The organism is Gilvimarinus sp. F26214L (genome assembly GCF_054401055.1).
This window is the reverse complement of record NZ_JBTIYG010000001.1, coordinates 1-23,089: the sequence shown is the minus strand read 5'-3', so window position 1 is coordinate 23,089 and position 23,089 is coordinate 1. Positions and strand designations below refer to the sequence as shown.

Below are 23,089 nucleotides of genomic sequence, written 5' to 3'. Positions count from 1 at the left end.
TATATTTCGTGTGGTCCGCTGCTAAACGCGCCCTTAGCTAGCCGCCATTTTGCGACACAAATCGGCACACTCGCGACAGGCTTCGGCACAGCGCCGCATGAGGTCGCCGCCTGCTTTTCGGCATTCAGCTTCACAGGCCTCGCAAAACTCGGCGCACGCCCTGCAGGCGATCTTGTACTGCGCCACTCTGCTATTTAGCAGCTTGAGGCAATACAGGCAGGTATCGGCGCAGGCGTAGCATAGCTTGGTGCACTCGGCTAACGATTGTTCTCCCTGTTCGGCACACTCGGCGCCACACTGCTGGCAGAGATGGAAGCAATTGATGATGACATGGTGATGTTGGTCTCGCTGCTGCTGATATGGATCTGTCATGGCTACTCCTTGCTTGATTGGGTTTCGGACTTCGTGCGCTGTCCAGAAATCCCCTGAACCCCTTGGTGCGCAGAGTCTATCGAGACTCCAGCTGCAGTGCCGCATTGATCAGACCGACGTGCGAAAAAGCCTGAGGGAAATTGCCCAAGTGCTGCTTGGTTCTCGGATCAAGTTCCTCGGCATACAGGCCACAAGATCCTTGTAGGGACAGCAGCTGCCTGAAGATCGAACTTGCGTGGTCGTGGCGTCCCATCCTTGATAGCGCATCAACCAGCCAGAAGCCACAGATAACAAACGCGCCTTCTGTGCCTGGCAATCCGTCGTCCAAGTCAGCAGGGTACCGCCTGATGAGACCCGAATCGGCATCGCCCATACGGAGTTGTTCCTGAACGGCGCGGACCGTGTTTCGAAAACGCTGATCACAACCGTCAACAATTCCAAAACGCGCAAGTAACAAAAGGCTGGCGTCTGGGCGAGGGTCGCCATAGGCGCGAATGAAGCGCTTGCCGTCACTGCTCACGCCGCGCTCGAGAACCTGGGCCTTGATACTGTCTGCCGCCTTGCGCCAGGCATTTACGTTCCCTTTGAGATTGTGTTTCGCCTGCATCCACAGAGCACGTTGCAGGCCCGCCCATGCAGCGGCTTTTGAATGCACCAGGTGCCTGGCAGCGCTTCGCACTTCCCAAATGCCCTTATCCGCTTCCTGCCAGTGGGAGGCGATGAAATCTGCGGCTTGGTGGAGGTGGTCCCAATGGCGCCGCATGGTATCGTCGTCCATGGTGTCGCAGATGAACACGCATTCGAGCAATTCGCCGTATATGTCGAGTTGGAACTGCTCGGCCGCGGCATTTCCGACGCGAACCGGAGCGGAACCTCGGTAGCCCTCGGCGCCCGAAATAATCACTTCCGTAGCTGCGGGTTGGCGGTCGACCGTGTAGCGGACCTGTAGAGGCATCCCATGCGCTACAACAACCTCCTGCATCCATGCTGCCCAGCGCTGGGCTTCTCGTTCGCATCCGATTGCGTAAAGGCTGTCCATTACCATGCCGGCGTCCCGAAACCATGTGTAACGGTAGTCCCAATTGCGTACCCCACCGATTTCTTCCGGGAGCCCCGTCGTACCGGCGGCGACCATCGCCCCGGTGGGTTCATAGATGAGCAGCTTGAGTGTGATAGCGCTACGGACGATGTCGTCGCGATAGGATCCACCCCAGCGTATGCCCGCGACCCATCCCTCCCAAGCCTTGACTGTACTTTCGATGGCCGTTTCAACCAACCGAAACGGGGGGTTCACATCTTGCGCCGGTTGCCGCACCAGCTCCAGGCAGAACACGGCAGTGTCGCCGGTGCGAACTTCGTGGCATCCGACGATCCGCTCGCCCACTTGGGAGAGAGCTGCAGAGCTCCGAAACGACAGGGCATATTGCTCGGTGGCAATGTCGGCGCGGTTAAGATCCACGGCCATACGGCAAGCTGCCCTGCCAAAATCGGGGCGCGGGCACAAATCGATGCCGATTTCGGTGGTACCCTCGACACCAGTAATTTTCCAGAGCATTCGCTGCCGGCCCTGGTCGCCGGGCCATTCCATGCATACACAGGCTCGTGCAGAGCCGGTCTCCGTTCGCCATTCGAAGTTCAGCACGGCAGTCTCGGCGTGGTAGCTCATGCAAGAGGCCGTGAGCTCTTGCGCCCCGACCCGGAGGTAACCACCGGCGTTACGGTCCAACAATGACCAGAATAACGGAGGTGCATCAAACCGCTCCGGACAGAACCATTCAACCGTGCCATCGCTCGCCAGCAGTGCCAGTGAATGACCGTCGCCAATGGCCCCAAGGGAACCGATAGGCGGATAGTTGCAGTTGATGCTTCGAGACTTGTTCATTCCAGCCGTATGCATACAAATGCCGTAGTTTTCACCCGAGGACCAGGCCTAGAAGGAAGACAGCGAGCAGCAATAGAAAGCCAGCGCCATTCACCCAGAAGTTCTGGTTTTTGACATGCCAGAGTATGGGCTTGCGGCTGATGGAGCGGTCCGAAAACGGGCCTTGCTCGCTGTGCAGAGCGTCAATTGTTTGAAAGAGATTGTCTGGGCTGTGGGGAGGTGCTTTCTCCCCCGTAAACTGGCCCTCCCAGGCTTTCTTGGCCATGTAGCGGTCCAAAAAGCCGGGCAGTAACTTATTGCCCAGGATCGCTTGCCAGCTGGGCCAGCCCACCCACACTTCCCGCTGCGGGTTCTTCGCCGTCCACACAATCGCCTCCGCCGCCAGGGCCGGGCCGTGGATGGGCGGCAGAGGTTGCGGCTTCTGATCCAAATGGCTGCGGCCCCACAGGAACTGGGGTGTATTGAAGGCGGGTAGCTGGACCATGGAAACCTCGACCTGGATACCTTCATGTATCAGCTCCGAACGCAGCGAATCGGAAAAGCCGCGCACCGCATGCTTTGCCCCACAATAGGCGGACTGCAGAGGAATCGAGCGGTAGGAGAGGGCTGAGCCCACCTGAATGATGTGCCCCCTGTTGCGCGGGGTCATGCGCTTGAGTGCCGCCGTCGTGCCGTGCACATAGCCGTGGTAGGTTACGTCCGTCACCCGCCGGTATTCGTCTGGCTCGATGTCCACCGCGCGCGAAAAAACCGTGAGCATGGCGCAGTTGACCCAGATATCGATCTCGCCCAGTTCTTTTTCGATTCGGTCCGTGGCGGATTCCACCGCTTGCCGGTCACTCACGTCGCAAGGCAGCGCCAGAGCTTCGCCACCGGCCATCTTGATCTCTGCATGCACCTCGTTCAGTGCGCTTGCGCTGCGGGCAATCAGGCCGACTCGCGCGCCTTCACGGGCAAAGGCTTTGGCGATGGCCCTTCCGATCCCGGCCGAAGCGCCGGTCACTGCGACGACCTGCATGCAGTCTCTCCCTGTACCCGAATGTCAGTATCAGTTACCGGTAAAACCCCACCGTGCTTGGGGCTTCACCAGATCAGTTTGTTCCAGCCAGCGTAACGATAGTGGATCTTCCCTGCTGGCAGGCTCAAGCCGATGACTAAAGCACCGGCGATCACACCACCAATACCGGCAGCCAGACTGCCTCCTGTCAGCAGCCAGGGAGCGGCGATAAGCCAAAGGCCAATGACAGTATTGAGCAGCCGTAGTGTGCGGGCCACTTCCGCCATTGCCAGAACGGATATGGTGATAACCAGAGAGCCCATCAAGTGGTCACTGTCGGCGAGCGAACCTTCGGTGCCGAAGATCAGGCGGGTGAACATAAGCCATACGCCAATTGCACACAGCGCGAGGAGGGAAGGCAAGGGCGTAACGCCACGCAAGCCCTTGTGCATCATCTGTTTCGTACTTCCTTCGAACTCCGCCTCCGTGCCCTCCGTCGCGCCGGACATGGCGTCGCCTTTGAAGAAGGTGCGCCACAACGGCTTGCCTCGAGCTTTGGCGTCCTTCAGAAATTGTCCCATGGCGACCAGTTCATCGAGGGAATAGGGCATCATAATCAGCATCGCCAGGGCCTGGACAAGGCACAGCGTGCACCAGGTGCCGATTACGATAGGCTGGGCGATGATGAAGAAAATGCTGACGACACCAAGCGGCACCACCACTACGCCAAACCCGGCCACCATCCAGGGCATGGTTCGCCAGCGGCGGGCGTCACCCATTACAGCCATCAGCAACTCCAGCATGTACGCAAGCACGCCGACCCCGGCGTCCGACACTGGCCAAGCCTTCGACATATCCGAGGTGATGATTCTTTCCGTCCCGTTCGGCTCGATGCCAAAGAAAGGGTCCCAGGCATTTTCTGTATGGCCGAGCTGGTAGGCCGCCAGGTAGCGAGCGAGAATAATCCCGATCAGTGCCAGAAAGGCGATGGGCAACCGCTGTAGCCAGGTCGAGGGGTTGTAGTCCCAACCCGGTGGCATGGCCGCTTTTTGCATCATGCCTTCCATGCTCATGCCCGGCATCATCGGCACCAGCACGGAAAAGGTTACCACCAGTCCACCCACCAGCAAGCCGGTACCGTAGGCGGCCGGGGAGGGAGTCCAGAACAGCAGCGGTGCGGACATCAACCAAATGCCCATCGCTGTGTTCGCCCACTGCGCCCAGCTGACGCGTTTCAGGCTCATCACCGAGAACAGCACGATCAATGCACCGGAAATGACATCGCTCCAAGCCATCAAGAGGCTGCGGGTAGCCACGTCCGGCAAGCTCCTTTCGCTCGCCAGGCGTGGCAAGTCAAAGTCGCTAGGTTCGATCGTGAAATAGCCGAAAATGAAAGGAGCACTGAGTAGCCATAGCCCCAGTGCCGCATTGGCGAAGTGGCACCACAGCGTAGCCAGTCGGCGCTTTTCCATCATCATCATGTGTTCGTCCATGGACATGCCGGCTTTCATGTCGCCTTGCCGCAGGTATTCTCCACGATTTTCCATACAGCAGTCCCTTGTCGCTTTACACCCGGGTTAGGCGAAATTGCCTCGCTTCCCTGCGGCAGTATCCTCGCGAATTTCCTTCCTGCCAAAAGGTGCAGGCGAAAATCGTTGATACAGTTCGCCGGACCCGCGGAAGCCGCGTTGAAACCGCACCGGTAAGTTAATAATGCGACTCGTCGAGACCTCAAAGGTTGCCGGCGGAAAACTCATGGCCTTCGCGAAGGTCGAATTGAGTCCGAGCCACAGGATTCCGCCTGCGCTGACGGGGCAGGGGGCAGGCAAACAGCGGTGGCACGTTGCCGCCGGAGCATCCGCAGAAGAGAGGGAGCTGTGAAAACGCTGAACCGACGGGAGTTTATGCGGCTACTTGGTGCATCGGGACTGCTGTTCGGGCTGCGTTCCTTGGCGCCCGCATACGCGGCGCCAGCTGGCTCAGGGAGTGTTCTCAATGTCAAGCCGGAAGGGGTTGACCTTGAAATCCGGGAAACGCCCTTCGAAGTTGCAGGTCGCATCGGCCATGCGTTGACCGTGAATGGCACAGTCCCCGGCCCGCTGTTGCGCTTTCGAGAGGGCGAAAGCGCCGTGCTGCGGGTGACCAACCACCTGGATGAACTAACCACCATTCACTGGCACGGCCTGCTGGTGCCACCCGGAATGGATGGGGTCGCAGGCCTGAGCTTTTCGGGAATCGCACCGGGGGAAACATTTACCTACGAATTCGACGTACGCCAGAATGGGACCTACTGGTATCACAGTCACCAGGGCTTGCAGGAACAGTTGGGACACTATGGTCCGCTGATCATCGATCCACAAGAACCGGATCCCTTTGACTATGATCGCGACTACGTGGTGTTTCTGTCGGACTGGACTTTCGAAAACCCCTATGAAGTTCTGGAACACCTGAAGAAGCAGGCGGACTATTACAACTTCCAGCAACGCACGATTGAAGACCTCGTTAAAGACATCCGTGAACACGGTTGGTCCGCGACACTGGACGATCGCCTCGCGTGGGCCCGCATGCGCATGTCGCCCACGGACATCATGGACGTCACCGGCTACACCTATACCTTCCTGGTCAACGGACTGGCGCCCGAAGACAACTGGACTGGACTATTCAGGCCCGGCGAAAAGGTCAGACTCAGATTCATCAATGGTGCAGCCGGAACATTCTTCAACGTCCGCATCCCGGGCTTGCCCATGACCGTCGTACAGGCGGATGGACAAAACGTTCAGTCAGTTACCATTGATGAGTTCCAAATCGCGGTGGCGGAGACCTATGACGTCATTGTGGAGCCTCAGGCAGACAAGGCCTACACGATCTTCACCGAATCCATGGACAGAAGTGGCTTTGGACGCGGCACACTGGCGCCGCGCCCGGGAATGACAGCGTCCATTCCAGCGCTGCGGGAGCGGCCCCTGCGCTCCATGGTGGACATGGGTATGTCCATGGGAGCGATGGATATGCAAGAGATGAAAACGCCCGGTGCCGTCGGCACTAGCAAGGAAGCGCATGGCAAACACGCCGCTGTGCCGCACCCGGAGTCGGAAGCGCACAATGCGATGCCTGGAGGCGAACATGCCGGCGCCATGCTCGGCATGGAAAAGGCCGGTCCCGTGGTCGCACGTCATGGCCCGGACACCCACGGCCCCGCAAATGCATCAGTCGCTACCGTACAGCGATATCGCCTTGGCGAACGGGGCACCGGCTTGGAAGATGTGGATCACCGGGTGTTGGTGTACACGGACCTAGAAAGTCTGACGCCCACCAGCGACCCGCGTCCCCCCGGGCGTGAAATCGAAATCCATCTCACCGGTAATATGGAAGCCTTCATGTGGGGTTTCGATGGCAAAAAGTTTTCCGAACTCGACGAACCTATTTACCTCGACTATGGCGAGCGCGTTCGCTTCACGCTGGTGAACGATACGATGATGGAACACCCCATGCACCTGCACGGCGTTTTCATGGAGATAGAAAATGGCGCCGGCGCCTACAAGCCGCGTAAACACACCATCAGTGTGAAAGCGGCGGAACGCCTGTCCTTTGATGTGACCGCCGACGAGCCGGGCAACTGGGCATTTCACTGCCACCTTCTCTATCACATGGACGCCGGCATGATGCACGCCGTCAACATCGGCTTGCCACAGCGGGAGGGGGAATGATCGTCAAAAGAATCACCGTGCCGGCTTCCTGCGCCGCATTATTTTTCTTCACCAATGTGGCTGCCTCGCAACAGCACAGCGAGCCAGCGCGTCCATTCCCTTTACCGCCGCCGCAGTGGCCGGCGACGATAGACGATACGCCCCTGATTGCCTTCGGCCTCATCGATCGCGCCGAATACCTGTGGGACGATGATGAAGAACTACGCGTCTGGGATGCTCAGGCCTGGCTCGGTGGCGACTGGAACCGCCTGTGGCTGAAGAGCGAAGGCGAAGACGTGGTGAGCGGCGGCAGCGAAGGCAACGTCGAAGCCTTGTATGCCAGAAGAATAAGCCCCTACTGGCACCTGCAAGCCGGCATCCGCCACGATTTTTCCTCGGAAGGCGACTCTCTCAATCATCTTGCCCTCGGTGTACAGGGACTTGGCCTGTACTGGTTTGAAGTGGAGGCAACCGGCTACCTTAGCGAGGACGGTGACTTCACCGCCGAACTGGAAGCGGAGTACGACATCTCGTTCACCCAGCGACTTGTCCTGCAACCACGTATCGAAACCGGATTGTCGGCAAGTGAGGTCGAGGATCTGGGCATCGGGAATGGCTTTAACGAGGTCGCGTTGGGGCTGCGCCTTCGTTACGAAATTCGCCGGGAGTTCGCGCCCTATATCGGCTTCTCGTGGAAGCGCAAATTGGGCGATACGGCTGATCTTGCCGAGGCCGAAGGCGAGGACACAGAAGGAAAGTTTGTATTGCTTGGGCTGAGGTTATGGTTTTGACCACGCGGCCGAAGTCGCTGGGATTATTATTTGCTGTCACATCTTTCTCGCCACTGTCTCCATACCCGGTCATGCCGACGTAGTATATGCAGTAGAGTCACTCATCATCACTGTTCGCAGGTGTACCATCCGCGATAGCCCACTTTGAGTCCCTGTTCGAGATCAAACATCATGTTGGCGGGCCAGCGGCGCGAGCCATCGAGTTCCTCGGGTGATTTGCCGCGCACAGGACCAACTGTCACGCGGATGGGCCCGGCATGGAAACTGCCGCCATTGATGAGCTCTTCAAAGCTCGCTACTGCTTCGGAGCGAAGCTGTACAAGCCGGCCGTGAATCTTGACCACTGCTACGGCGGTCGCCTCGGTCAGGCCGGTTTTAAAGATGGGCTTGCCCTCGGCTGTATAGGCGAAACCGCAGCTGGGGCCGCGCGGGATGACCTTTTCGATCTCCGCTTCGTCCATCGAAGCGGGGTCCGTCTCAGCGAGGTTGGGGCTGCGCAGAGCTTCCTCGGGTGGAACGACTTCCGGGAGCGGCGCCTCCATCATCTGTGGATTGCCTCCATCATTTTCACTCAGCACTGCCACCAGGTACTTCATCTCAGAGATTTCCCGGCGTTGTGCTTCGATGATCTCGTCAGCAAGTTTGCGCACGCGCGGATCTTCGATTTGCGCTCGCTCACTGGTCATGATGGCAATGGAGTGGTGCGGCACCATTGCCTCCATGTACTCCACCTGATCAATGGTCGCCTGGCTGCGAACGAGCCAGAGCGCGCCACCGAAGACAATGATACTGCCGACGTAAATGCCCAGATTCACGGGTTTGCTCTGATACATGTTGAGCATGTAGCTGAGCATGATCACCGCCATCGTGGCACCCATCACGAACGCCATCCAGAAGCGTGTTTCGCTCCACATCACGTGCTCGAAAGCATAGGTGTTCAGGTACATCAGCCCGAACATGACGCCCGTGGACGTCGCGATCATTGCGGCAAAACGCCAGTAGGACATGTGCACGTCGGTGACCTCCTTTTCGACGAGTCGTGAAGTTTCTAATGGGAATGAGAGTGCTCGCCCGACCCCTCGGCTTCGAAAGCGGCGTACTGCTCCTCAGTCATCCCCGGTAGCTGCTTGACGAATGCGGCGATGGACCACAGGGTCTGGCCATCGTGGTCCGGCCCGAACGCCGGCATACCCGCCATCTTTATGCCGTGCTTGACGATCCAGAAGACTTCGTTGACCTCCCAGTGCGATGCCGCGTCCACAAGCTTCGGGGGAGTTGGGCGCATGCCGGTAGCCCACCCGGCGCGCTCGATAGCGGGCCCGCCGTGGCAGTGTTCACACATGGATTTATACTCGCGGGCACCAGTGGCGATCATGCTTTCGGTGGCGGGAGAGGGTGCCTCAAAGTTCGCAGCACGGGCCTCTACGGAGTTGTGAAGGGTAGTGGTGAAGGCCCAGCGGACAACCGACGTGTGTTCCTCGGTAGCAGCGACGTTATATGCCCCGGAATAGACGACGATCAGAGCGACGATCACAAAAACAAAGAGAACGCCAACGACGCCGGCGAGCACTCCTTTAAGTAGTAGCTTCCCTGTCTTTTCCATTGCGATTTCCTCCGCAAGCCCGCTCCATGTTCAATTGAGGACACTAAGCGGTGTCGTGAGTTTCGGAATACAGGCTGCACGGGTCATTGCTCAGGGAGTGTGGCTTGCCCCCGCCATCAGCCCCAGTGCGCCGAGCGTCATCCAGATAGCCATAGCGATCATCATCAGGTTCTCTGTGAGCGACACAAAACCGAGAGGGACATTGCTGGATCCACCGACACAGGCACATTTCAACTCGCGCCGATCTATGTATACAGCTTTGAAGACAGAGACTGCGCCAACGGTGCCTATAAATAAAGCTACGGGGACCGACAACCACATCAGAATCCCCGCTATCATCAGTATGCCGGCGAGTCCCTCCGCAAACGCGTATATGTAAGAGTAGGGCACCCAGCGTTTCGCCAGTAAGTCATAGTTTAGAAACATGCTTGAGAAGCTCTCGACGTTCTGCAGTTTCAACATTGCGAGGATCGCCATGCTGAAGGCGATAAACCACTCGATAGCTCGCACCGTGAAGGGCGATCCATAGACCGCCAGACTCGCGGCAAGCGCCATCAAAAATGTCGTGCTAAACAGTGCGATGACCGGCTTATAACTCGTCGCATTCGGGTCGGGCACGGACTTGCCGAAATGGCGGCGCAGGTCGTCGTAGCCACCCACTCGCTCGCCGCTGATAAACACCTGCGGGGTTGTTTTCACTCCATGTTCAACTTTGAAGCTTTCGGTTTCTTCGCGGGACCTTAGCCAGTGGTCCTCGACCTCGAATCCCTCTCGGCGCAGAAGATCCTTCGCTTTCAGGCCATAGGGGCAGGTATGTTCTTCCATGACCATGCGGTACAGCTTCGCCTTGTTGTTGGACACGCGGGCTTCCTGGGCCATGATTATTCACCTCACTTCATAATCGGAACAGCACGTCCATTGCTAATCTGCTTTGCAGGCATGGATCAGCGAAGGCGGGAAAACGCGACCCCAGCCCCTCTGTGATTTCTGCCACGTCCGCCCGGCTGCGCAAATCTCATCTTTCAGGCTGCGAAAGTCGTTCCAGCCGCTCGAGACTGCAGCCAGAGCCTAGATTGTAAAAACGGGAGCGAAGCCGCCGCCTTCAGTGCGAAAATTGGTAGTCTGCCCCTGATAGAGCCTCGCTGCCATCAGCAGCACTTCGCTGCCATAGGTATAGAGGCGGACATCGACTTTCAAAGTTGTTGGTTCGCCGTCGACAAGGACAACGCGCTCGGATGGCGGTACAAAGCTTTGAGCGATGTAATCATCCTGCAAGATGAATTCGAAGGTCGCCTTCGTCAGCTTGCTGCCTCGATAAACGCCTTTGCTGCCGTGACCGGCGGCAGGCTTAAAGAAAAGTGATTTGCGTTGGCTCCAGAGCTCATCTTTATGCTCGGGCGAAACCAGCCGGGTGCGCGGAACGGTGCGTGCAATCCGCTGGGCGGCAGTTTCGTCCAGGCCCCAGTTTTTCAGGATACTCGCGTCGGAAAGCAGTGACATGTTGCGCTTATCCGCCAGCAGGGCATGAACGCGAGGATTCGGGGTGATCACGGCGAAGCCTTCCAGCCACGCCTGCCGCACTGCCGCGTGCGCAGAATGTTCGAGTCCGAAGTCCACGAGCCGGTTGTAAACCAGATCAATTCGCTGGCGACTGTCTTTCGTCAGGAGCTGCCCACCTTCGACAATAAGCTGAGCAGGGTCGAGGATCATGGCTTCAAACCCGTGCCGCTCGAAAACACGCTTAGCCAGCCGGAACTCGGGATACAGATACTGAGAGGCGGGCTCGTTATCAACGATGGCGATGGTTTGAGGACGGCCGCTGCCGCGTTGCAGGCGCCATTCATCTTCAAACATACGGATCACGGACTCTTCAAAGCTATCGGTCAGCCCGTCCTCCGGCTGCGGATGGCAGCATTGTTTCTGGGCACGCGCCAGGACCGCGTTGAGGAATGCGCCACCCGCGTTGGTGTTGATCTCAATCAGGCGCGGACCGTCCGGCTCCAGATGAAAATCGTAGCCCATGAAGGCGCCAGCCGGACCGGGGTCCATGTCGGCGCTCGACGGTGCCCAGCTTAGCACCGCCTCGCGATAGGCGGGCAATGCCGCCGCGGCTTCCAGTGCCCTGACAACGGATCGCATCTGTTCGAGGTCGGATTGAGGAAGAAACACCGCTGAGCTCGCGAAGGCCTGCTGCCAGAGCGGACTGCTCAGGATTGCGTCGGCACCGCCGAATTCCTGAGCCAGCGCATAGTCGAGCGCAGGTCGGTCGATGGTCCGGCAGGCGCAAAATTGGTTTAGCCGTTCGGCGGCGCTTGGTTCTTTGGACTTCTGTGTCATACCTATCCTCACACTGGATGGTGGCATCGCCCAGTCTAAAGCGATCCCGGGGCGAGGTGCAGCCCAAAGAAAAACCAGGGGAACAAGCTGCCATCGAGCTGTCCAATTCCGGGCAAAGCTGAACTTGTCAATTGAGGCGCTGCTCTGCTATTCTGCCTTGAACCTGATACGACTGGTACGACCGTGCTTACTCCTCGCGTCCGCAAATGTCTGTTTTTTATTCTGCTGACTGTCTGGCTCGGCCAAGCATTCGCAGAGATGATGCCTGCTGGCCCGGATGAGAAGCCTGGCACGGAATCCGGTTTTACCCGTCAGATGCAAAATATGCACAGCCATGACGACACGGGCATGGATGAGGTGCGTTCCCACAGTCAGAGCAGCCACTGTCAGGGCCAACACTGCTCGGATATGGATGGCTGTCCTGACGGTCACTGCAGCCCGGTTGCTGCGGTAACTTCCGCTTTCTTCCCCGCGCCGGTTCCTTCGGCCCTTTATTCAAATGCCGCCCCCCAGTCGCCGACCAGGACCGGTCATTCTTTCTTCCGCCCTCCAATAGTTCGCTAGTACACGACAGATCCGTCTGTCGTTTGTCATTTCGCCGTTGAGCGCCCGGGAAACGTAGCCGAGCCCAGAAGCGCGCGAAATCATTCAGCCATTCTGCACGCTGAAGCTCTTTCGGGCTCAGTTCGCGCAGAAAGCCCTGGACGATTGCGAGCAAATCAATGAGATTTTCGAAATATTTTGACGCCATTGCGTGTGTGCTATTGCTGATGCCTGGGATGGTTTACGGCCAGGAGCAGACACTTTCACTGCAAGATGCCATTACCGGAGCCATCGCAGCAGACCCCTGGCTAGCGGGAAGCCGCCACAGGCAAGCCGCTTTACTTGACGAGGCAACTGCGGCAGCCGCGCTTCCGAACCCCCGGCTGTCTCTTGGCCTCTCCAATTTCCCCACCGACGACTGGGACTTCGGACGGGAAGCCATGACTCAGGCCACAATCGGTGTCAGCCAGGCCTTCCCCCGTGGCGAAAGCCGCGCGTTGGCGAAAGAGCAGAAGCGGGAGCTCGCCCGGCAACAGCCTTTCCTCAGGATCGATCGCAAGGCGCGCGTGACTGCAACGGTCACTCAGCTTTGGCTGGAAGTGCTGCGCGCCCAGCAAAGCATCCACCTGATCGAATCCGACCGGGCTCTCTTCGAGCAGCTGGTTGATGTCGCGGAGGCAAGTTATGGATCGGCCCATGCCCAAGTCCGCCAACAGGACGTGATCCGCGCACAACTGGAGCTTACCCGACTGGATGATCGGCTCACTGCCTTGCAGCAGGAACAGGAGATTGCCCAAAGACAACTAAGCGAGTGGATCGGCGAGTCTGCCGTACTCGCGGTAGAACCCGACTTGCCTGTGCTCGAAGTCGCCACAGAATTGCCCGCCCATAACGATGGCAAAGGCCACTGGAAGAACGTCTTGGTACAACACCCCGCGGTGGCCGCTTTGGAACAAGAGATCGCATCGGTGGCGACAGGCATCGAGTTGGCCGAACAGGCTTACAAACCCGAATGGGGGCTGAGCGCACAATACGGCTACCGGGATGAAGACCCACTGGGTAACGAGCGTTCGGATCTCTTGTCCGTGGGCGTCAACATAGACTTGCCGCTTTTCACCGAAAACAAGCAGGACAAAGAAGTGAGCGCGGCCGTCTCCCGCACCGAGGCCATCAAAACCGAACGCACGCTGCTGCTGAGGAGACTCGGTGCCGAGCTGGACGGCGCAATCGTCCAGCTACAGCGGCTGCAACAACGAGAATCACTGTACCGCGAGCAACTACTGCCACAAATGCAGGACCAGGCCGAGGCCGCACTGTCCGCTTACAACCATGACGCCGGCGATTTTGCCGAGGCCGTGCGCGCACGAATCGCCGAACTTAACGCAAAGATCGAGGCGCTCGCCATCAGAGTCGCCGAGTTGAAAACCATCGCCCAGCTTAATTACCTGCTCGCCCAAGCTCCACAGGAGCTGGGCGCCGGGTCGGAAATAACAGGTGAACCGAAATGAAAATGTCAGGCAAACACCTCTTGCTCGTAACCGCTGGAATCGCAGCGGGCGTTGTCGGCACCTTAGTGATAGGCACCCTGGGTTCGGGGGACGAACAGGGTGCGACGGCGAAAAGCGAACGTGAACCGCTCTATTGGGTTGCTCCCATGGACGCCAACTACCGACGGGACAAACCGGGCAAGTCCCCCATGGGGATGGATTTGGTTCCGGTTTACGAAGAAGAGCAGGAGCCAGGCCTCGTGAAAATATCCCCCGATGTGGTGAACAACCTGGGCGTCCGGACCGCGACGGTTAAACGAGGGGAGCTGACGTCCCGCGTCAAAACCGTCGGCTACATCCAGTATGATCAGGATCAGCTGCTAAACCTCGATCCGCGGGTTGAAGGCTGGATCGAGAAACTATACGTCACGGCGGAAGGAGACCCGGTCAGCGAGGGCGATCCGCTGTACACCCTCTATTCACCCACTCTGGTCAATGCCCAAGAGGAACTGGTGCTCGCCCTCAACCGGGGGAACGAAGGATTGATCAAGGGCGCAACCGAGCGGCTGCAAGCACTCCGGGTGCCGCAGCAGACCATCGAGGCATTGCGCAAGAATCGCCAGGTGCTGCAAAACATCACGGTTTATGCACCGAAGACCGGCGTCGTCAGTGATCTGCAGGTGCGCGAGGGAAGCTTCGTCAAGCCCAGTGACCGACTGATGTCCATCGGCGTTCTAGACCAAGTATGGGTGGCCGGCGAAGTCTTCGAGCGCCAACTCCCTTTGGTTAATGAAGGCGATCCCGTCATCATGGAATTGGATTACATTCCAAGCCGCGAGTGGCATGGCGAGGTGGACTACATCTATCCGAGCATCAGCCCGGAGACCCGGACTGCGCAGATACGGGTTCGCATGGATAATGCCGATCACGCACTGAAGCCCGGCATGTTTGCGCAACTCTCCATTGCTGGCCGCCACAAGGACTCCGTGCTGTTGATCCCCCGAGAGGCACTGATTCGCACGGGCAGCGACTCCCGCGTGGTACTGGCCCGCGGAGAGGGGAAATTCAAGTCCGTCAACGTCGAGGTTGGCCGGATAGTGGGTCGGCAGGTGGAAATCCTGGCCGGACTGGAGGAGGGCGACCGGATCGTAACCTCGGCGCAGTTTCTTATCGATTCCGAATCCAGCAAGAGTTCGGATTTTCAACGCATGGACCACGACGATTCGGAGCCACTTGCAGCCGATCAAAAGCAAAGTATCTGGGTCGCAGCCAAAGTCGAGAGTGCGATGCCTGAGCACAGCATGGTCACTCTTGCCCATGAAGCCATCCCGCAATGGGAATGGCCGGCGATGGTGATGGACTTCAGCCTGAGCGAGGATGTGGATCCGGCACTACTCACTACTGGTGCGCGCGTGGAAGTGCAACTGTTCCAAGTTGGGGAGGGTGATTACCTGGTAACTGCGGTACGCCCCAAATCCGACACCGACGCAGAAGTTCATCCGCAGCCGTCGGAACCCATATCCGGACGTGATCACGCGGACCATGAACATGGAGCGCATCAATGATTGGAGCTCTTATTCGCTGGTCCGTTGACAATCGTTTCTTCGTTCTGCTCGCCACCCTGATTCTGGTCGGGGTCGGCATTTACTCAGTGCGCAATACCCCCATCGACGCCATACCCGACTTGTCGGATGTGCAGGTGATCATCAAAACCAGTTATCCGGGGCAGGCACCCCAGGTAGTGGAGGACCAGGTTACCTACCCGCTCACCACGGCGATGTTATCCGTGCCGGGAGCGGTGACGGTGCGGGGCTACTCGTTCTTTGGCGATTCCTACGTCTACGTCATCTTTGACGAAGACACGGACGCATATTGGGCGCGTTCGCGCGTGTTGGAATACCTATCTCAGGTGGCGCCCACCCTACCGGCCAGTGCCAGACCGCAGCTGGGTCCCGATGCGACCGGCGTTGGCTGGGTTTATCTTTATGCGCTGGTGGACCGCAGCGGTCAGCACGACCTGAGTCAGTTGCGCAGTATTCAAGATTGGTTTCTGAAGTACGAGTTACAGACGGTTCCCGGGGTGTCCGAAGTGGCGGCGCTGGGCGGCATGGTCAAGCAATACCAAGTCAATGTGGATCCCGAAAAACTGCGCGCTTTTCACATTCCGTTGACGCACATTCAGCAAGCTATCGAGCGGGGTAATCAGGAAGTGGGAGCGTCCGTCATCGAAATGGCGGAAGCGGAATACATGGTGCGCGCCAGCGGGTATCTGGAAGGGATCGAAGATCTCGAAAATATTCCGCTAGGCCAAAACCAGAACGGAACGCCGTTGTTACTGAAGGATGTTGCGGACGTCGTGGTTGGACCACAAATGCGCCGCGGCATCGCCGAACTCAATGGTGAAGGCGAAGTAGTGGGCGGCATCGTTGTGATGCGCTTTGGCGAGAACGCCCAGGAAACCATTGATGGTGTCAAGGCAAAGCTGGAAAAACTCAAGGCCGGCTTGCCCGACGGCGTGGAAGTGGTCACCGTCTACGATCGTTCGGATCTGATTAGTAGCGCAGTCACCAATCTCTGGAAGAGCTTACTGGAAGAGCTTGCAATCGTGGCACTGGTTTGCGTGATCTTTCTATTTCACGTGCGATCATCGCTGGTGGCAATGGTTAGTCTCCCTGTGGGGATCTTGGTGGCATTCATCGTGATGCACTGGCAGGGGATCAATGCCAACATCATGTCTTTGGGCGGCATCGCGATCGCCATCGGTGCCATGATCGATGGCGCCATCGTGATGATTGAAAACCTTCACAAGCACATGGAACGTACCCCGCTGACTGCCGCCAACCGGTGGGAGGTGGTTGCCAAGTCGGCGAGCGAGGTAGGACCGGCCCTGTTCTTCAGCCTGCTGATCATCACCGTAAGTTTTATACCGGTTTTTGCTCTGGAAGCACAGGAAGGGCGGATGTTTTCGCCGCTGGCCTTCACCAAGACCTATGCCATGGCCGCCAGTGCGGCCCTTGCCGTAACGCTTGTGCCCGTTTTGATGGGCTACTTTATTCGCGGCAAGATTCTTCCGGAGAGCAAGAACCCGGTAAATCGTCTTTTGATCAGAAGCTACCGGCCAGTATTGGACAAGGTACTTCGTTACCCGAAAACAACCCTGGCCTTGGCGGCGGGCATTCTGTTGGTCGGATTGTGGCCCGCCACCCGAATCGGGAGCGAGTTTATCCCGCCGCTCGACGAAGGTGATCTGATGTACATGCCAACCACTTATCCGGGATTGTCCATCGGCGAGGCACGTGAACTCCTGCAGCAAACGGACAAGCTGATCAGTACAGTTCCCGAAGTGGAAACCGTGTTTGGCAAGATTGGCCGCGCCGAGACCGCTACCGACCCGGCGCCGCTCACGATGGTGGAGACATTCATACAGCTTAAGCCCCGTGAAGAATGGCGCGAAGGCATGACCACCGAAAAGCTGAAAAGTGAGCTCGATGCGCTGGTCAAGTTCCCGGGGCTGACCAATGCCTGGGTGATGCCGATCAAAACACGCATCGATATGCTGGCCACCGGTATCAAGACGCCAGTGGGCATCAAGGTGGCTGGGCCGGAACTGAAAACCATCGAACAGATCGGCAAACAGCTGGAAGATATCCTTGAAGATGTGCCGGGCACCGCTTCTGTCTACTCGGAACGTGTAGCGGGTGGCCGCTACATCAAAGTAGACATCGACCGGGCAAAGGCCGCGCGCTACGGGCTCAATGTGGACGACGTCCAACAAGTAGTCGCCGCGGCAATCGGCGGCAGGAATGTGGCGCAGACGGTAGAAGGCTTGGAACGCTACCCCGTCAACATTCGTTATCCGCAGGAATACCGTGAGTCCCCGGAAGCGCTGGGACAATTGCCGGTGATGACGCCGGACGGCGAGCACATCGCACTGGCGGATGTTGCCCGCATCGTGATCGAAGGTGGACCGCCCGCTATCAAAAGCGAAAACGCACGCATCAACGGCTGGACCTTCGTGGATATCAATACGGATGTAGGTCGCTATGTGAAGGTGGCACGCGAGGTGGTCGCCAGCGAACTGGAGTTGCCTCCTGGCTATTCGATTACCTGGTCCGGCCAGTACGAGTACATGCTTCGTGCGAAGGAAAAGCTGACCTATGTCGTCCCACTCACGCTGGCCATCATTATCGTCTTGCTCTACATGAATTTCCGCCGCTTTGCGGAGGTCGCCATTATCCTCGGGACCTTGCCCCTGGCAGTGGTGGGCGCTGTCTGGCTGATGTACCTGCTCGGCTACAACTTTTCCGTTGCCGTCGGTGTTGGTTTCATAGCACTTGCGGGCGTGGCGGTGGAGATTGGAGTCATCATGCTCACCTATCTGAACCAGTCCTACGAAGAGATGCGGAAACGAATCAGGCAGAGCGGGGCGGCGATGACGCGCTCTGATCTGTTGCACGCGGTAACACAGGGCGCTGGATTGCGGGTGAGACCGGTGATGATGACGACCATATCCACGATCGCCGGTCTGCTGCCTGTGATGCTCGGAACAGGCACCGGATCGGAAGTGGTAAGCCGGATCGCAGCACCCATGGTGGGCGGCATGTCCAGCGCCTTGGTTCTGACCTTGTTGGTGTTGCCGGCCGTTTACTTCGTCTGGAAATCGCGCTCGCTCGGCGAGGAAGCGGCAACAGAGCACGAAGAAGACGGGCAGCCTGTTCGCGCAAGTTAACAACATCGTTTATCGTAAGCGGTGGAGGAGAGTAAACGCGGTGCTTAAGAGATCGACCACGATCGGTGACCTGACGTTTTTTTGGACTGCTAATTTCTTCTTGCATGTAGCATGGGAAAACTGGCAAATACTCTTCTATCGGGGAATGGCCGATGCTCGCCACGCCGAGGCTGTCTGGCTGTGTACCAGGGCGGCGTTCGGTGACGCGAACATAGCGCTTGCGGCCTACACACTGGCCGCGCTGGCTGCTCGAAACTGGCGTTGGCCCGCGGCAGCGTCCCGTTTGGCTCTGGCAGTCTATCTGTTTGTTGGGATCGCCATAACCATTGTGTTCGAACACTTGGCGACCAAAACCTGGGGCCGCTGGCAGTACAGCGACATGATGCCGGTGCTCCCAGTTTTGGGAACAGGAGTGCTGCCTCTTGTACAGTGGATTCTCGTACCCCTGATTTCGCTCGCCCTGATCAGGATGAAATTTCGTCGCCATACAAGTGAGTAGTTGCACAGGAGGGAAAGTGGAGAGTTCAGATCGCAGTCCGCAGTACCGGAAGAATAGTCTCACCCTTCTGGGCGCAGTGGCGCTGGGGACGGGAGTCATGATTGGTGCCGGCATTTTCGCCTTGACCGGTCAGATGGCACAGATGACCGGGTCACTGTTCCCGCTGGCATTTCTGTCCGCTGCGCTGGTGGTTGCCTTCAGTGCCTATTCTTACGTCAAAATGTCCCAAAGCTATCCCTCGGCCGGCGGCATCGGCATGTATCTGGCGAAGGCTTATGGCCACAGCCTGCCAACCGCCTTTCATGCGCTGCTGATGTACTTTTCCATGGTTATTGCGCAGAGCTTTTTGGCCCGCACCTTCGGTGCCTACACGGTGCAGCTTTTCGATGGCGACGACGGTAGTCACTGGGTTCCAATCCTCGGGGTGGCTTTGCTGATCGTGGCTTTCCTTATCAACCTCGCGCGAAACCGGGTGATTGAGCAAGTCGCCTGGTGGATGGCAGTGATCAAAATCGGAGGCATCATTGTCTTCGGGCTTGCGGGCATCTGGGTGTCCGAGGGCATAGCCACCGACTTCACTGGCACCCTGGGAGAACACAGGGAAGCTGGTCCCATCAGTTCTTTTCTCGCGGCTACCGCGCTCGGAATTCTCGCGTTCAAAGGCTTTACCACCATCACCAACAGCGGTTCGGAGCTGGTCGATCCCCACCGGAACGTGGGACGTGCAATTGTTATCTCCATTCTCGTTTGCGTTGTCATCTACGCTCTGGTTGGTTTTGCGGTGGCAAGTAATCTGAGCATCCCGGAGATCATCGACACCAAGAATTATTCGCTCGCAGCCGCAGCCCGACCCGCAGTGGGTGACTACGGATTGTGGTTCACGGTCGTACTTGCCATGATCGCCACGGCCGGTGGGATCATCGCCAGTATTTTCGCGGTGTCCCGGATGCTGGCCATGCTCACCGAAATGAAACTTGTTCCTCACAGCCATTTCGGCATGCCCGGCAGCATCCAGCGGCACACCTTGGTCTACACCGTCGCGCTTGGGCTGCTGTTAACCGCGTTTTTCGACCTCAGCCGCATCGCGGCACTCGGAATCGTCTTCTACCTGGTCATGGATATTGCGATCCATTGGGGCGTATGGCGTCACCTGCGACAAGAAGTAAAGGCGAAGGGCAGCATCCTGCTCACAGCGATCGTGCTCGACCTTGTGGTGCTCGGTGGATTCATTTGGGTAAAGGCTCAGACAGACTGGTTCGTACTGGTCGTCGCGGCAGCCGGGATGTTCATCATTCTTGTTGCGGAATTCTTTTTTCTCAGACGCGCTGACCAGCGATCGGCTGCGCACCAGCACTAAAGACTTGTGGCAGGGCGTTCCAGCGCCCCGCCTCCCTCTGATACGCCCCGTGGGACTAGGCAAATCTGGCGTACTACTCCTACGTACACCTTGTCGTTGAAGATTAGGTGTCCACGAAATTGTTCAATTCGCGCCGACGGCGAAACCCCACGGAAGGCGTGCAGGGCGGATCTACCCTGAAGTGGCTGCGGAAAGCGCCGGACCGAACGCGCCGTCTGTATCTCGCGGCAGCGTATGCCGCTCGACGCGCCTTTCTAGCCTCGATGATTTCCTGTTGCAAAGCTTTCGCCCGGCGGCGAAACGTCGACTCACTTGGCGCATAGCACTGATAGTCGAGCCTGTAATGTTCCTCCAGGAAGCGTGCGTAGGCAAACTGTACACTGGTCGACTTTTCGATGTGAAGCTTCCTGATGAAGTCAGTCATCAGTTGATTGACCTCGTCGTCTACTCGTTTTGGGGCCGGTTGCAGTTCGGCACACTGTTTTTGTGTGAATAAAAACAAAGTATAAGTGTATTGATTCATGCGTAGTCTCCCGGTTGCTTGATCGCTGGTGTTTTCCGAATGGGCCAGATCACTAGCTTTTCCGGCATTTTCGTAGTGCCTTCAGGGTTTCTGGATTTCGCTTATAGAAGTTTCTACCTACTACTGGGCTGATTCCGTTGGCTTGCAAGGCCTTGCGGGCTTGCGGCAGCCGGACAAGGTGCATTTTGCAAAAGCGAGGCAACGCGACGAAGCGCTTCTCGACCTCGATCATGCCTTTCCCAGTAAAGAGATTGTCAACATCCAGATCTGGCTTCATCGCCTCGACCAGATCGACCAGATCTCCTTTGTAGATACCGAAAAGAACCCGCCATTGCTCGGGCGTATACCGATTGGCCGCCTTCGCCCTCAGGGATCTGACCAGATTCTTGTATAGAGACGATAACGTCGGTTCGAAGCCCTCCAACAGCGTCGCGGCCTGGCTGTCCATGAAGCCGGTAAGGCGACCATCCTGGATCCATCTCGCCAGGTCGATCGCGTCGACATCGAAAAGCGGGAGAAGGTGAGCATACTGCCCCCAGCGAAGACGGCGAGCGGAAGCACCGGCCATTGGCCTGGGCTCGAAACTGTTCGCCAATTCGTCAAGATTGAACAACGCATCTCGGGAAATCCGAGTTTCTTTGATCGGTTTGACCAGGTCTCGGTCCATCGCTGTCTGGACGCTACACCCCTCAGGCAGCCCGATGATCTCAGCCATATGCTGGCGCTCAACCTGGTAGCGGAGTGCTTCATTGGTTGCCGCGCCAGCAAGCCTAGGTTGCCGGAAGGCAAAGTCTGCCCGCTCCGTGAACTGGCATCTCGATACAGCGGCAGTCCGAGCGTCTACCGCGGGCCATTTGCAATTCAGTTGGCCGCGGAGCGTGAGGAGAGGGAACAGGACGGCATTCGTCCCCAGAACAGCCAGGTGTCCACGTTCGAACTCGCAGCTTTTTCGCCAGCCGTGCCAAACAGCGGGATCCGTCAGCAGCGTGTACGCCTGCTCAAGGATATCGCTCCAGTCTTCACCGGCTGGCAGCCGTTCCCGTGATTCGAACAGGGAATCATAGGGGCGGCAGACACGCTGGGCCGCCAGGAAGAGATCCGCGAGCCGCTGGGTTTGGGCGTTTCCGATCTGGCGTCGCAAATAGTGCAGGTACTGCGGCATAGGGGTGGACGGCTCTGGGCTTAGGGGGTGACTACACGACGTACACACGGCGTGGAGCAGGGGAGACTCCCATCTGAATGACTCGCCGCAGCGCCCACAGCTGCGGGTTAGCTTCTTCCCGTGGGCTTCGCAGTAGTCCAAACCTGAGAACCGCCAGGATTGGCGAAGATAAGGGCTCTCCCGAAGGCAGTCGACGCAGACTCTGGGTTTTTCAGCTTCCAGGCGTCGGAAGCACCGGTTCTTGTCGAATTCGAATGCGAACAGTTCAAGTCGATCAGTTCTCGTCAGCCGGCTAACCGGGTGTCCGGTAATGCCACTGAGCTTCCAGGCTAGCTGCGCCTGATCCTGAGGATCAGGCCTGAATGGACCTAGGCGCATCTCACGAAACATGGATTTGGGATTTGGCCAGCTGTTTTGCGAAGCGATTCGTAGGGCATAGCCGGCCATACATTCATCGGAACTGCGGTAGGGTCGAATAGGAAGTACGTTAAGCACGTTCTTTGGCCTCCAGGATCTGTCCAAGCTGCTTTTCCACTTCGCGGGAAGAGATCAAAAATGGGTTCCCCCTCCGTTCATCCGCAGGTTCGCTATTTGAATAGGCTTTCGCTAAATCCTTCAGTCTGATTTCCCTTTCGCCCTCCGTGATCTCAATTGCTTCGCCGAGAATGTTGGACAACCGTCCATAACTCGCCAGCCAGCACCGGACCGCCAGTTCCTCTTCCGAGAGGTTGATACACGGTACATCCATGGCACTTCGATACGCACGAAGCACTTTCTTCCACGCGTCAGAATCGACTGGATACGGGCGCATTCTGAAGCCCGCCAAAGTCCGATCCTTGAGCTGGTCCTCCTCATGCCCGGTTAAGAAAGTTAGGCGCTTCTTCGAGCGTTTCTCTGCGTCGAGCCGCGGCGTTTCCAGCAGTCCCAATGACTTCGGCAAGCCAACGAACACCATGGGTACGCCCGACTGATCGAGAAGGGACTTGAAGAAGTCCCGATTCTCCTGAAGGCGCCTATGCGAATGCTCGGGAAGCACATGTTGAGGCTGTCGCCGCTCCGAGGCCGGGGTTAATCTTCCCCGCTGTCCTCTCCCCGGAGGGCATCCAACTTTTTTCTCAGCA

Annotated in this window: 18 protein-coding genes and 1 pseudogene; 7 read left to right on the top strand and 12 right to left on the bottom strand. The window is 57.9% G+C overall.

The features are described 5' to 3' along the window. Positions 1-33: 33 nt before the first annotated feature. The 4 genes from ACURWW_RS00095 to ACURWW_RS00080 form a co-directional block, all read right to left on the bottom strand. Positions 34-372 (bottom strand): four-helix bundle copper-binding protein, encoded by a 339-nt coding sequence (locus ACURWW_RS00095; protein ID WP_445614970.1) that lies wholly within the window; start codon positions 370-372, stop codon positions 34-36. A 76-nt stretch (positions 373-448) separates the two neighbouring features. After that, positions 449-2,254, bottom strand: a complete 1,806-nt coding sequence (locus ACURWW_RS00090) for a glycoside hydrolase family 15 protein (RefSeq protein WP_445614969.1) — start codon at positions 2,252-2,254, stop codon at positions 449-451. Positions 2,255-2,285: 31 nt separating this feature from the next. Next, positions 2,286-3,272, bottom strand: coding sequence for an SDR family oxidoreductase (locus ACURWW_RS00085; protein ID WP_445614968.1), 987 nt, complete (start codon positions 3,270-3,272; stop codon positions 2,286-2,288). 65 nt (positions 3,273-3,337) lie between these two features. After that, the gene (locus ACURWW_RS00080; protein ID WP_445614967.1) at positions 3,338-4,798 is read right to left on the bottom strand and encodes a vitamin K epoxide reductase family protein; all 1,461 of its coding nucleotides are present in this window, start codon (positions 4,796-4,798) and stop codon (positions 3,338-3,340) included. Positions 4,799-5,128: 330 nt separating this feature from the next. On the opposite strand from ACURWW_RS00080, the gene ACURWW_RS00075 reads away from it, so the two are divergent. Together ACURWW_RS00075 and ACURWW_RS00070 are read left to right on the top strand one after the other, a co-directional pair. Next, positions 5,129-6,958 (top strand): copper resistance system multicopper oxidase, encoded by a 1,830-nt coding sequence (locus tag ACURWW_RS00075; RefSeq protein ID WP_445614966.1) that lies wholly within the window; start codon positions 5,129-5,131, stop codon positions 6,956-6,958. After that, a complete protein-coding gene (locus tag ACURWW_RS00070; protein ID WP_445614965.1) occupies positions 6,955-7,728 on the top strand; it encodes a copper resistance protein B in 774 nt (257 codons plus the stop codon). Before ACURWW_RS00075 ends, ACURWW_RS00070 begins: the two co-directional genes overlap by 4 nt. Positions 7,729-7,835: 107 nt before the next feature. On the opposite strand, the gene ACURWW_RS00065 is transcribed toward ACURWW_RS00070, so the two are convergent. The 4 genes from ACURWW_RS00065 to ACURWW_RS00050 all read right to left on the bottom strand — a co-directional run bounded on the left by ACURWW_RS00065 (position 7,836) and on the right by ACURWW_RS00050 (position 11,668). Further along, positions 7,836-8,735 (bottom strand): DUF305 domain-containing protein, encoded by a 900-nt coding sequence (locus ACURWW_RS00065; protein ID WP_445615384.1) that lies wholly within the window; start codon positions 8,733-8,735, stop codon positions 7,836-7,838. Between the two features lie 41 nt (positions 8,736-8,776). Next, positions 8,777-9,331 carry a c-type cytochrome gene (locus ACURWW_RS00060; RefSeq protein ID WP_445614964.1) on the bottom strand — a complete coding sequence of 185 codons (555 nt, stop codon included), beginning with the start codon at positions 9,329-9,331 and terminating at the stop codon, positions 8,777-8,779. A gap of 90 nt (positions 9,332-9,421) precedes the next feature. Beyond that, entirely contained in the window at positions 9,422-10,210 is a 789-nt protein-coding gene (locus tag ACURWW_RS00055) for a MauE/DoxX family redox-associated membrane protein (RefSeq protein WP_445614963.1), read from the bottom strand. Positions 10,211-10,399: 189 nt separating this feature from the next. Further along, entirely contained in the window at positions 10,400-11,668 is a 1,269-nt protein-coding gene (locus ACURWW_RS00050; RefSeq protein WP_445614962.1) for a hypothetical protein, read from the bottom strand. Between the two features lie 722 nt (positions 11,669-12,390). Here ACURWW_RS00050 and ACURWW_RS00045 point away from each other — a divergent pair. From ACURWW_RS00045 to ACURWW_RS00025, 5 genes are read left to right on the top strand one after another with little or no spacing between them, the layout of a single operon-like run. Then, positions 12,391-13,719: a TolC family protein gene (locus ACURWW_RS00045; protein WP_445614961.1), complete on the top strand. Its 1,329-nt coding sequence runs from the start codon at positions 12,391-12,393 to the stop codon at positions 13,717-13,719. Further along, positions 13,716-15,263 (top strand): efflux RND transporter periplasmic adaptor subunit, encoded by a 1,548-nt coding sequence (locus ACURWW_RS00040; protein WP_445614960.1) that lies wholly within the window; start codon positions 13,716-13,718, stop codon positions 15,261-15,263. The genes ACURWW_RS00045 and ACURWW_RS00040 overlap by 4 nt, the downstream gene beginning before the upstream one ends. Beyond that, positions 15,260-18,427 carry an efflux RND transporter permease subunit gene (locus tag ACURWW_RS00035; RefSeq protein WP_445614959.1) on the top strand — a complete coding sequence of 1,056 codons (3,168 nt, stop codon included), beginning with the start codon at positions 15,260-15,262 and terminating at the stop codon, positions 18,425-18,427. Before ACURWW_RS00040 ends, ACURWW_RS00035 begins: the two co-directional genes overlap by 4 nt. 40 nt (positions 18,428-18,467) lie before the next feature. Then, on the top strand, positions 18,468-18,926 hold the full coding sequence (locus tag ACURWW_RS00030; RefSeq protein WP_445614958.1) for a hypothetical protein: 459 nt from the start codon (positions 18,468-18,470) through the stop codon (positions 18,924-18,926). Between the two features lie 16 nt (positions 18,927-18,942). Beyond that, the gene (locus ACURWW_RS00025; protein WP_445614957.1) at positions 18,943-20,283 is read left to right on the top strand and encodes an APC family permease; all 1,341 of its coding nucleotides are present in this window, start codon (positions 18,943-18,945) and stop codon (positions 20,281-20,283) included. A gap of 103 nt (positions 20,284-20,386) precedes the next feature. Here the strand turns inward: ACURWW_RS00025 and ACURWW_RS00020 are convergent, their stop codons facing one another. The 4 genes and pseudogenes from ACURWW_RS00020 to ACURWW_RS00005 all read right to left on the bottom strand — a co-directional run. Then, on the bottom strand, positions 20,387-20,806 hold the full coding sequence (locus ACURWW_RS00020; RefSeq protein ID WP_445614956.1) for a hypothetical protein: 420 nt from the start codon (positions 20,804-20,806) through the stop codon (positions 20,387-20,389). Positions 20,807-20,858: 52 nt separating this feature from the next. After that, on the bottom strand, positions 20,859-21,968 hold the full coding sequence (locus ACURWW_RS00015; protein ID WP_445615390.1) for a hypothetical protein: 1,110 nt from the start codon (positions 21,966-21,968) through the stop codon (positions 20,859-20,861). Between the two features lie 120 nt (positions 21,969-22,088). Continuing rightward, a pseudogene (locus ACURWW_RS00010) lies at positions 22,089-22,463 on the bottom strand (TniQ family protein); the annotation flags it as partial. Then, positions 22,456-23,089: hypothetical protein (locus ACURWW_RS00005; protein ID WP_445614955.1), on the bottom strand; the 634-nt coding region annotated here is incomplete at its 5' end. The pseudogene ACURWW_RS00010 and the gene ACURWW_RS00005, both read right to left, overlap by 8 nt.